This is a genomic window from Rodentibacter trehalosifermentans, from assembly GCF_002000545.1.
GTDB classification, from domain to species: Bacteria; Pseudomonadota; Gammaproteobacteria; order Enterobacterales; family Pasteurellaceae; genus Rodentibacter; species Rodentibacter trehalosifermentans.
In genome coordinates, this window is record NZ_MLHL01000056.1 from 42,466 (window position 1) to 54,107 (window position 11,642).

10 protein-coding genes and 1 tRNA gene are annotated in these 11,642 nt (G+C 39.5%); 2 read left to right on the forward strand and 9 right to left on the reverse strand.

Annotated elements, in window-relative coordinates:
- Positions 1 to 47: 47 nt before the first annotated feature.
- From rlmKL to mltA, 4 genes are all read right to left on the reverse strand, one after another.
- On the reverse strand, positions 48 to 2,183 hold the full coding sequence (rlmKL, locus tag BKK52_RS09885; protein ID WP_077478587.1) for a bifunctional 23S rRNA (guanine(2069)-N(7))-methyltransferase RlmK/23S rRNA (guanine(2445)-N(2))-methyltransferase RlmL: 2,136 nt from the start codon (positions 2,181 to 2,183) through the stop codon (positions 48 to 50).
- Between the two features lie 120 nt (positions 2,184 to 2,303).
- Positions 2,304 to 3,275, reverse strand: a complete 972-nt coding sequence (gene znuA, locus BKK52_RS09890; protein ID WP_077474442.1) for a zinc ABC transporter substrate-binding protein ZnuA — start codon at positions 3,273 to 3,275, stop codon at positions 2,304 to 2,306.
- A gap of 128 nt (positions 3,276 to 3,403) precedes the next feature.
- Entirely contained in the window at positions 3,404 to 4,168 is a 765-nt protein-coding gene (gene tcdA, locus BKK52_RS09895) for a tRNA cyclic N6-threonylcarbamoyladenosine(37) synthase TcdA (RefSeq protein ID WP_077474443.1), read from the reverse strand.
- Complete coding sequence (mltA, locus tag BKK52_RS09900; protein WP_077474444.1) at positions 4,168 to 5,295, reverse strand: murein transglycosylase A; 1,128 nt, start codon at positions 5,293 to 5,295, stop codon at positions 4,168 to 4,170. Before mltA ends, tcdA begins: the two co-directional genes overlap by 1 nt.
- A 271-nt stretch (positions 5,296 to 5,566) precedes the next feature.
- On the opposite strand from mltA, the gene BKK52_RS09905 reads away from it, so the two are divergent.
- Positions 5,567 to 8,584: a TonB-dependent hemoglobin/transferrin/lactoferrin family receptor gene (locus BKK52_RS09905; protein WP_077478588.1), complete on the forward strand. Its 3,018-nt coding sequence runs from the start codon at positions 5,567 to 5,569 to the stop codon at positions 8,582 to 8,584.
- Positions 8,585 to 8,803: 219 nt separating this feature from the next.
- Positions 8,804 to 8,880 (forward strand) — tRNA-Met (locus tag BKK52_RS09910).
- Positions 8,881 to 9,049: 169 nt separating this feature from the next.
- On the opposite strand, the gene BKK52_RS09915 is transcribed toward BKK52_RS09910, so the two are convergent.
- The 5 genes from BKK52_RS09915 to BKK52_RS13910 all read right to left on the reverse strand — a co-directional run.
- Positions 9,050 to 9,487 carry a hypothetical protein gene (locus BKK52_RS09915; protein WP_077474446.1) on the reverse strand — a complete coding sequence of 146 codons (438 nt, stop codon included), beginning with the start codon at positions 9,485 to 9,487 and terminating at the stop codon, positions 9,050 to 9,052.
- A 12-nt stretch (positions 9,488 to 9,499) separates the two neighbouring features.
- A complete protein-coding gene (locus BKK52_RS14240; protein WP_423227667.1) occupies positions 9,500 to 9,574 on the reverse strand; it encodes an HNH endonuclease in 75 nt (24 codons plus the stop codon).
- Positions 9,546 to 9,986: a hypothetical protein gene (locus tag BKK52_RS09920; RefSeq protein ID WP_131826468.1), complete on the reverse strand. Its 441-nt coding sequence runs from the start codon at positions 9,984 to 9,986 to the stop codon at positions 9,546 to 9,548. Before BKK52_RS09920 ends, BKK52_RS14240 begins: the two co-directional genes overlap by 29 nt.
- 128 nt (positions 9,987 to 10,114) lie before the next feature.
- Positions 10,115 to 10,486 carry a hypothetical protein gene (locus BKK52_RS09925; RefSeq protein WP_077474448.1) on the reverse strand — a complete coding sequence of 124 codons (372 nt, stop codon included), beginning with the start codon at positions 10,484 to 10,486 and terminating at the stop codon, positions 10,115 to 10,117.
- On the reverse strand, positions 10,486 to 11,642 hold a 1,157-nt coding region (locus tag BKK52_RS13910; protein WP_244160239.1), incomplete at its 5' end, for a deaminase domain-containing protein. The genes BKK52_RS13910 and BKK52_RS09925, both read right to left, overlap by 1 nt.

Sequence of the window (11,642 nt, forward strand, 5' to 3'; positions counted from 1 at the left end):
TTTTAACTTATTGCAATAATTGATTTTTATAATGGAGACATACTAGGCTATTTTTCCGTCACCACCCAACAATTATGAATTTGTTTATTGCGTTCAAAATCAAGTGGTAAGGTTTTGTGAGAAATCTCCAGCGCATTAAGCCCCAAGGCTTCTAGCCCTGCAAAATCCATTTTGAAGCCTCGTTTATTGTTGGAAAAAATAATGGTGCCGCCTTGGCGTAAAATACGTTTTAAGTTCCCCATTAATTGAATGTGATCCCGTTGAACATCCCAACTGGCTTCCATGCGTTTTGAGTTGGAAAAAGTCGGAGGATCCACAAAAATTAAATCAAACTGACGATCACATTTTTCCAGCCACTGCAGGCAATCTGCTTGGATTAATTTATGTTGCTTGCCTTCAAGATCATTGAGGATCAGGTTTTGTTCCGCCCAATTAAGGTAAGTATTCGACATATCCACTGTGGTGGTGGATTTTGCCCCCCCTAAAGCCGCATGGACGGTGGCAGAGCCCGTATAGGCAAATAAATTCAAGAAATCTTTCCCTTTCGCAAGCTCGCCTAGCATTTTTCGGGTAAGACGATGATCCAAAAAGAGCCCGGTGTCCAAATAATCGGTCAAATTCACCCAAAGTTGTGCGCCGTATTCGTTCACATAAAAATACTCGCTTTTATTGGCTAACTTTTCATATTGGTTTGTGCCTTTTTGTTTTTGGCGGACTTTTAAAATGAGTTTATTGGTTTCCACACCTGTCACGTTCAAGGTTGCGGTCACCGCATCTAACAAACGTTGACGGGCTTTATTTTCATCAATATTCTTAGGAGCGGCATATTCCTGTACCACGATATGATCGGCATAACGATCTACCGCCAAATTATATTCCGGCAAATCGGCATCATAGAGACGATAAGCCTCTACCCCCTGTTGTTTCGCCCATTTTTCAATTTTCTTGATATTTTTTTGCAAGCGATTGGCAAAATCCACCGCCACTTCTGAAGTGCGGTTAAATTCAAGGGCGTTTACCTCTGCATTTTCTTCACTGATTCGAGCGGAAATCTGATAGTTTTTCTGCACACAATCCAGTGGTCCATTTTTTGCTTTAAATTGACGGTTTGCCCGCATTCTCAAGCAATCTAGCAAGGTTGGCTCACTACTCAAAATCGAGGCATTCCAACCACCAAAGGCTTTTTTCAGACGTTGTCCGAAAACAGAATAAAGGGCAATCAACGCCGGTGTTGTGCCTAAACGTTCCCCATAAGGTGGGTTACAAATCACCGTGCCGGTTTCATTTGGTGTCGGATTAATCAGTGCGCTCACATCACCTTGCTGCCATTTTATTAAATGCGCAACGCCGGCATTTTTTGCATTGCGTTGGGCTTTTTTGACCACCCGATGATCAAGATCGAAACCATAAAAGTGCGGTAAAATTTTGCCCTGTTTTTCTTTCGCCTCCGCAATGGCTTCATTTTTCACTTTTTCCCAAAGGGTTTGATTATGCCCTTTCCAAAAATCAAAGCCCCAATGCAGCCGGTGTAATTGAGGGGCGATATGAGCTTCCATTTGTGCCGCTTCAATAAGCAAGGTTCCGGAGCCACACATAGGATCCACCAACGGCATCCCCACTTCCCAACCGGAACGCATCACCATTGCAGCAGCTAAGGTTTCACGCAAAGGGGCTTGACCGGTATCTTCACGATACCCCCGTAAATGCAATGCTTCCCCGCTCAAATCAAGGGAAATCACGAATTCTTCACGATTCAAATAAGCATGAATACGCACATCCGGTTGCATTTTATCCACATTCGGGCGGGCTTTACCTTGGCGTTCAAAGTAATCCACAATGCCGTCTTTCACCCGCATTGCGCCAAATTGAGTGTGGCGAATTTCTCGGTTAGTGCCGTTGAAATCCACAAAAAAGGTGACCCGCTCATCAAAGTGTGCAAGCCAGTTAAAGGCTGAAACCGCTGCATAGAGATCTAAATCACTGTAAATTTTGGTTTCAATTAAAGGCAATAAAATGCGTGAGGCAAGGCGAGACCAAAGTAAGGTGCGATAAAGGGTTTCCTCATCGGCTTGAAAATGCACACCGCCCTGTACCACTTTGGTATCCACAGCGCCGAGTTCTGACAGCTCAACCTTTAGCAGTTCTTCAAAGCCACGGGAGGTGGTGGCGAATAGTTGTTTCATTTGGGATCTCAAGAAAAAAATTTTGGCGATTATAGCATAAGTTTCCATTCAAATTAGGTGAGTATGGATTTCAGAAACAAAAAATGGCGGGTTTCCCCACCATCTATCAAAACATTACGATTATTTACCCAAGCACTGCGCATAACTGTCGGCCGTTGCTTGAAGGAAATTGGCATAGGAATTTATCCCTAGGGTTATCCCATCACCAAGGGGATCCAAACGCCCCACATTCACCGCCGAGCCTTTCGCCAAAGATTCAATCACTTTCGGGGTAAATTGCGGTTCCGCAAACAAACAGTTGACACGATGTTCAGCGATCTCTTCTTTGATATGGGCAAGGGTTTTCGCACCGGGTGCGACCAGTGGATTAATGGTGAAATAACCGGTTTGTTTTAAACCGTAGGCATCATTGAAATAACCGTAGGCATCGTGGAAAACAAAGAAACCTTTTTCTTTAAAAGGGGCGAGTTGGACTTTGATTTTATCGTTTTGTTCCGCCAAAGTGCGGTTGAAATCCGCAAGGTTTTTCTCAATCAAGGCTTTTTTAGTCGGGAATTGTACGATAAGTTTATCCGCCACTTTTTGTGCCACAATTTGGCTAATTGCCGGTGAATACCAAACGTGCCAGTTGGTACTTAATCCTTCGTCATTATGATCGTGATGATGTTCATCCCCGGCTTTGTGTTCGTGTTTATGCTCATGTTTGTGATTGTGATCATGTCCGTCATCGTCATGAAAATGTTCGTGGTGTGCTTGGCTTAATAAAGGTTTAACCTCAGCAAGATCAGCAATGGTAATCACTTTTTGTCGGTCAATTTGGCTCACCGGTTTTTCTAAAAATGAATCAATGTCTTCGCCTACCCACAATACCAAATCCGCCGATTTCACTTTTTGAATATCGGATAATTTTAAACTGTAATCATGAGGAGAAGCACCTGTGGGTACAAGAACTTGGGTATCCGTTACACCATTTGCAACGGCTGAAGCAATAAAACCAAGAGGTTTTACCGATACCAATACATCCGCATTTGCCATCATCGGAAGGCTGAAAAGTGCGGTTGAAATGGCGCTTATTTTTAATATGGTTTTCATTTTGTCTCCTTAAATTGTTAATAATGATTCTCAAAGAGATACCAAAGCCTACACTTTTTTAAATAAATTGCAATGATTTTGTATAAAAAGAAAGGCAACCTATGTTGCCTTGAAGATTAGTGAAATATTTATTTCCTCAACAATTTCTCTATCACTCTTGAAACGGCAAAAAAACCAAAGGTTGCGGTAATCATTGTGGCAGCCCCAAACCCATTGGCACAATTCATTGTGGCGGAGATTTCGCACCCTTCCCCTATTTTGGGAAAAATCAACGGTTGGGTGGAAAACACGGCATCGATACCAAATTTGCGTTGTGGATTTTGGGTAAAATTAAAATCTTTGCGTAAAACCGACCGCACTTTTGCCAACAGAGGGTCTTGAATCGTTTTACTTAAATCCGTAATTTGAATTTGTGCAGGATCCGTTTGTCCACCGGCTCCCCCCACAGTGATAATTTTTATTTTATTGCGTTTGCAATAAGCAATCATCGCCGCTTTGGTTTTGACATTATCAATAGCATCAATCACATAATCGTAGCCGCGATTAAGATAGTCCGCCAGATTATCAGGCGAAATAAAGTCATCAATAATATTAACGGTACATTCCGGATTAATCAGTTTCACCCGCTCCGCCATCACTTCCGTTTTGAGTTTACCGATATTACCACTCAACGCCGGAAGTTGGCGGTTGATATTGGTGACACAAATATCGTCCATATCAATCAGGGTCAGTTGTCCGATCCCGGAACGGGCTAAGGCTTCCACCACCCACGAACCCACACCGCCAATACCGATAACACATACGTGCGCTTGGCGAAGACGTGCCAATCCCTCTGGGGTATAAAGCCGCCCGATACCGCCAAAACGTTGTTCATAATTATCTACACGTGCCATTATTGTAAAACCCAAACACGACCATAATGTTTTGAAAGCCCTGCAATATGCCCCGCTTGATCGCCAATGCCACGATATAAATCAAAGTGATGCCCGTTCACCGCACCGCCCACATCCAATGCTACCATTAAATGCAATTTATGCGTGCCTTTCCAGTTGCCGTTATCATCAATATCCGGCACTTCCACCAATAACACAGAACCTGACGGGATCACATTACGATCGGATGCCACTGCCGCCATTGGAACAAGAGGAACACCCGCAGAACCTTTGACTTTCCCGCTCGGATCATTTTTAAAGAACACATAAGACGGATTACGTTCTAACAAACCTTGCACCCGTGAAGGATTCGCTTTGCCCCAGTCACGAATCGCTTGAATTGACATTTTTTCTTTCGGAATTTCACCATCTTCCACCAGTAAACGCCCAACCGCTTGATATTTAAAGCCATTTTGTCCGGCATAGGCAAAATAATTCAGGTTTCCATTACCAAAATCCACGTAACCACTGCCCTGTACGCCGAGCAAGAAATTATCCAGCATCGAATCGCTATATGCCAACTCTAACCCTTTTCCTTCCAATGCTCCTGCATAAATTTGCGCACGGGTAAAACGTTTGTTCGCCGGTAGCGCATAAATCGGGTGCTGATATCTCCCTTGCGGTGTGCGGCGGGCGTGAATGACCGGAGAATAATACCCCGTCATCAACACATTTTGATAACCGTCAAAACCTTTCATAATTTGCGGGGAAATGCCATATTTCGACAATTCTCTCACATCCGCACCGGCAAGCACCCAATTGGTAATTTTTTGATAATTACCGTAGAAACGGTCGGACAATCTGCCAGAATAGGCTTTCACATTAGAAAGCTGTGTTAAAAAATCTCCTTGATTAATGACCGCACTTTGATTTTCTACACGAGACACCGGCGATAAAATCGGTTGTTGATAGCTGCGACCGCGATATTTTGCACCAAATTTTTGTGGGTCATCACCTGTTGGCGTAAGTATCGACGATCCATCTTTATTTGATATAGTTTTATTAGAAGAACCGCCACAAGCCACTAAAATTGAGGCAACAGCTAAAACACTGAAAACTTTAATACCAAAATTTTGACGAAATTTCATACTTTAATTCCTAACGAAACATGAATTTTTATAGGGTTGCATACGCTATCAAAAATTATATAAAACCACTAGCATTATTTACCCAATCTATTCCTCCACTTCTCATCAATATTCTTAAATCTCAAATTTAATATTGATAACTATTATCATTTTAAATATACTCATTAGGCTTTAACATAACTTTAACAGAACAAATACGCCGTAGTTCGTGGAAAAGCTAACATTAACCCTTTATTTTTATTTAAATATGACATTTAAGGAGACACGGTAAATGCCATTATTTCATCAATATATCCGACATAACAAAAAAATTGTCATCATCAAGGCTGTTTTCCTGAGCCCAACAATATTTATTCCCTTCGCTCTCGCTAATCCTCAAGAAAATGATATAGAGCAATTAGAAGAAATTACCGTTAAAGCTGATATCGGTGAGCTCTCAAATAATTCAAAAACTGTTAAAACCACCGAACAGTTAGAAAAACAGCAAGTCAATGACATCCGAGATCTTATTCGTTACGATGCCGGTATTTCTGTTGTTGAACAAAACAGAGGTGGAACATCAGGCTTTGCAATACGAGGCGTTGACAAAAATAGAGTGGCTATCACTGTTGATGGTATGCCACAGCTACAATCCCACACCACGAATATCAGTGATTTTTATGAACCGGTCGGAAGTGGAGCAAGAAATGAGGTAGAACTCGAAAATATCTCTAGCGTTGAAATTGATAAGGGTAGCCAATCATTCCTAGCCCGCAATGGTGCCCTGGGTGGCTCAGTTAACTTTAAAACGAAAAGCGTAGATGACATTTTATCCGAAGGAGAAAAGTTTGCGCTAACAAGTAAAACGGCTTACAGCAGTAAAAACAGCCAATTCATGCAATCATTAGGGACTGCATTTAATGTCGGGAATTTAAAAGGACTCTTTCAATACACCAATCGTAACGGCAAAGAAACAAAAATTCACAATGATGTAATGAATAAAAAAGTAGAACTTCGTCGTTTAGGCGTATACGTTGATAAATATCGACTTGACACCTCAACACCAAACGAAGTGAATCCTAACGGCATATTCTATAAATGTGAAACCTGTACAGAGCCTTTTTATTTCTCTCGTTTTACCAAGTTTCACGATTTAAAAAGCGCTATGGACGACTATAAAGATTCCAATAAAGGGAGAGAATTTACCCCTGAAGAACTCAAACAACTTAAGCAAATGGTGCATCCAACAGAAATGGTTTCAGCCAAAGATTATACAGGTCCAGATAGAGAGGCACCGGATCCGCTAAAAAGCAAAACCTATTCTTATTTGGCACGCCTTGAATATGAAATTGCGCCAAACCAATTGCTCGGAGGAATCTTTGAGGATACAAAACAGCGTTACGCTACTAGAGATATGAAGGAACGTGCTTACTATTATGTTCCACCTCCGCCACCTTCAGTTCCGGATCCTAGACCTAAATACCCTAGAGCGCCTACAGGTGATGGTTTTTACTGCAAAGATTGTCCGGAAGGATATGATTGGGATGGATACTACAAGGCCTTTGATGAATATAAGAAAAAATTAATTGAATTCCGTGAAAAAAAGAAAGAATACGATAAATCAGGAGTAAATACCCCGGAAGATAAAGCGTGGAAAGCGTATGATGAGTTAAAAAGAGAATATGATCAGACTATAAGAGATTTTGTAAATCAGATCCCACATCCCGGTAGCGGGGGAGCCTATCTTGACGATATAGCGATGGGTCCGTATGCACCTTTGGCTTATACAAAAACTCGTTTTAGTACCGAAGAACATCGTAAACAACGTCAAAGCCTCTATTATATTATTGAACCTAAAAATAAATGGGCAGATAAACTTGAGTTTAATTTGGATCTACAAAAAATCAGTATTGATTCGGATTATCGTACCTTGAGTTGTAGTAAATATCCAGTGGCAGATAAAAATTGTCGTGCAAGTCGAGATAAACCTGGCTCATCAGAAGATCTAGACAATGTATTCTATCAAGAAAAACGTTCACATTTAGGTCTAAAATATGATAAGACTTTTCAGTTTGAACCAATAACTTACCGCATAAATATGACCGCTGGTGCTACTCGTTATCAGGTTACACAGAATCACCACGCCTATGTCATGCGATATGGCGGGCTAGAAAATGAACTGAGACCAAATAAAAATGGGGGACGATATGAAATTTATATTCCCCATCATCTAGGACGAGTAGATTCACGAGATCTCATGAGAGCCGATATATGTAGCAAAGATAGACGCTGTTCTTTCAAACTTAAAGGAAAAAATAAATATTTCAGTTTGTACAATCAGCTCTCTTTTGGAAAATATCTGGATATTGGCGGTGGTTTCCTTCGAGATCGTAACTTCGTCTCAGGGGATAAAACATTTTTGGTTTCAAGAGAATATGACAATACCACCTATAAATTTAATGTTATGTTCAAACCCATTGAGCAAATTCATATCGCCTATCACTATTCTACAGGGTTTAGAAATCCAAGTAGTCAAGAAGTTTATGGCTGGTCACCTCATGGGAAAAGACCAACTGATCATTTAAAACCCGAAACATCGACTCATCGTGAAGTGAGTATAGGGTTTAAAGGTGATTGGGGATATGTAGAAGCCAATAAATTTATTAGTCGTTATGAAAATCTAATAAGTCGTGCAACAGAGAGAAAATCATCAATTAGGCAAGACTACAATTTCTCTAATGCAACGATTGAGGGATATGGCGTTCAAGGATACTTTGATCTTCACTCAATAATGCAGATGATCCCATCGGGTTTTAGCGCAAATATCACCTATGAGAAATCTAAACCTAAAAAAGCAACGAGAATAGACGATAATCTCATACATGGTACACTCTATCCATTTGATGCAATACAACCTGCTCGTGTTATTGTCGGACTTAATTATGATGCACCTTCTGAAAAATGGGGAAGTTCTCTGATTATGACCTACTCGAAAGCAAAAGATGCTAACGAATTAGCCACAACAAGATTCCTTGCAAAAGATCCAAATCATCCAAACAACAAGTTTAAGGTGACTCATATAGAAACGAAATCTTGGAAAACAATAGATTTGCTAGGCTATTATAAAATAGGAAAAAATATAACGGTTAATGCCGGTATATATAATCTTTTAAACAAACAATATAGCACTTGGGAATCCGTTCGTCGTAGCTCGACTAACTCAGTACACGCAGAAAGTCAGTATGGAAGTATTGCTCGCTATGCAGCTCCAGGACGAAACTATTTTGTAAGTTTAAATATGAAATTCTAGTTCGTTTGGCTATTTAGAACCGATTGATCCTTATATAAATACCTGTTTCTGAGAAAATGCCGTCAAATACAGGTATTTTTTATATAAAAACTAGCCTATTAGATAAAATTAAGCGCACTAATTGATAAATATTCTGTTCATTTTAACAACAAACACACAATAAATTTTTGTTGAAAGCTTGCAAAATTTTTTGAATAGCGTATAGTGCACAACGTCAGACGCGGGGTGGAGCAGCTTGGTAGCTCGTCGGGCTCATAACCCGAAGGCCGTCGGTTCAAATCCGACCCCCGCAACCAGATTTTAAAGCATCGATTTTATCGGTGCTTTTTCTTTCTCTTAATCACTTATCCTTTTAAATAACCCTTACCGACATAGGCTTCCACTTTATCTTTTAGATCTCTCTAAAGCCTTAAACTTCTCAATCAACCGTAGCCTGTGTGAAACACAGTTTCACACGCGGAAAAATTAATTCGTGCGTACGTGGATTTCAGCAAGCCCTTTTGTTGTAGATACATCAAAATCTAGTTTTATAAATGGAAATTCTCTTTTAAAACGTTCCAATATATGTGGATTTCTTTCTAGTGCATCCAGTGCTTCCTCATTAGAAATTAGCATGTCAAAGATAGAACCAAATCTCTTAACTGTAATACCATAAATAGCATTTATTTCATCATCATTAAGATTGCTACTCGGAACAAATCCAACCATATTATAAATATCAGACATATCTGAATCACGAAGATCTACTGAATCCCAAATAAAATAAGGTAATTCTTCCAAATCAGAATCATTTATTAATGAATAAAAAAACTGCTTAAATTCATCATCAGTTATTGATTTCATTGCTTTACACAAAGTTATAAATCCCAAAATGGAAGAATTTTCTCTATTAAAACCTTTCATCTTTAACCTCTTTTATTTACCTTTTTTCATGCCTTCCCAGCCAATATGTCCTGTTGGATTATGTACCGTTGATGGAACTAATTGTATTTTTCCTGTAACTAGGTGCATAAGGGTTATTACCTAATTTACTATCGAAAACATTACCAATTAAAGTTCCTCCAGTTGTTTTAACAACATCATATTTTCCATCCTTAGCCCAATCTCCCATAACGCCTAAACCTGTTGCTGGGATTATCGGAATTCCGGCAGTTGTAGAGGCTAAACCGCCCGAATAAACCACATTCACACCTGAATTTTTTAGATTATCAAGTGTTAATGGTTTTCCATTTGCATAATCATATGCTTCAACCCCTGCTTTAACACCTGCTGAGGTTGCAACACCTTTTAACACGCTTCCCACAGGTTGCTCACCCATTGATTTTAGCGAGTGACGTACATAGTTTCTTGCGCCATTAACGCCTGTATCTACTAAATCAACATAACTATACTGGGCTTGCAAATAAGCCCTACCCACTCTCCGCAATTGTCTCAAACATCGTTTTTCGCATTTTGTGCCATATCTGTTGAAATGCCGGCACTGATGCTTTTCACTTCCTATTAGTGGTAATTTATTTTCGTTTTAAATCGTTATTCTTCAATTTCTCTATTATTTAGAACCAAATTTAAATCATAAAGAAAATCTTTTTTTTCTTCTTCACCTAGATCAGCAACTAAATCATCAAAATTATGATTACGCAAAATATCTTGTATTTCATTAAATACTATCTGATGACTTAATAGGTGTCTTGCACCATTAGTTATAATGAAAATTACATTTAGCATTAATCTTTCTATTGGTAAATCAAAGTGACCATCAAAGCTATCTAAAGCCCCCCCCCATTCATTAAATCCTTTATGCCAATTCCTTATTTTTCCTTCTTCAAATTTTCTTTGACACCAAATATAGGCATCTTCAAAGAACCATTGTTTTAATATGTTGTATTTAATTCGTTCTTTCATTATTTTTCTCCATTGAGTTTAACCTGTTTCCCATTATTATCAAAAACATTGACCTTAATATTTGGATAACTTTTACTAAATTGATCGACCACCCTCAAACAACTTAGGCAAGCAGGGCGCTCAGTAAAGATTGTTACATTACCTTTTGCTTGTCTATTTGATCCTAGTTGATCGGCTAGATTGGATAGTATCTTATACTCAGAATCTACCTTTCTATCTATTAAAAACCCTTTCTTATTAGGTAAACTTAAAGATGTGAATTTCGTTTTTCCCTCTCCAACAAAAACACCTTGGGCCTCTGTTATTTGACTATGTCCAGCTAATGTTTTAGTCGCTAATCCTTCAATATTAATTTGAGCTACTGCTGCATTTCCTTTCCCTTGTAGACTAGATGGTAAAGTAGCTCTAGCCTCAGCCAACTGCTGACGATAATCAGATATCAGCAAAACACTACCTTCAGGTTTTTTACTTAAGTCTTTGATAACTTTTTCAAAGCCAGCTTGTTGCTGCTTTGCTAAATCCTCTTTTAATTTGGGATACAACGCTATATTTTCTGCCCCTGCCGAAATCCTTGTGGTTTGATTTTCATACCCTGTCGTTTTACCAACAACCGGCAGTGCTTCATTTGCATTTATGCCTTTCGGTAGTTTGGTTTCAGCATAATTTAATATTGTTCCAGCCTTCGCTGTGCCACCAACCCCTACCGCATACCCACTCTCTGCAATTGTCTCAAACATCGTTTTAGCCAACGGCTCCTTGTTGGCATAAAGCTCACCCAAACTAAACAACCCTGTGCCGCTTTGATAGTTTTGAGAAAGGGAGCTTGAGAGGTTATTTGCTTGATATCGGTATTTTCTCGCCAGCTGCCCGTCTTTATCACTCTCCTGATTGGCGTGATATTGCTCAAGTTCACGATAACGGTTTACCTCAGCCCTAGCATTACCATAAACTTGGCTGACGGTTTCTTTACCCGCTTGCTGATAATAAGATTTTCCTTCTCTTATCGCTGAACTTAATACATAATCCGCCGTCGTTGTCGCATAGTTTTTATCCCCGCGATTTACCCGATTGTATAAATCTTTATTCGCTATGACATATTGTGCATTAATCAAACTATTACGATATTCATCCGATTTTCGGTCTAATTCGGCAAAGA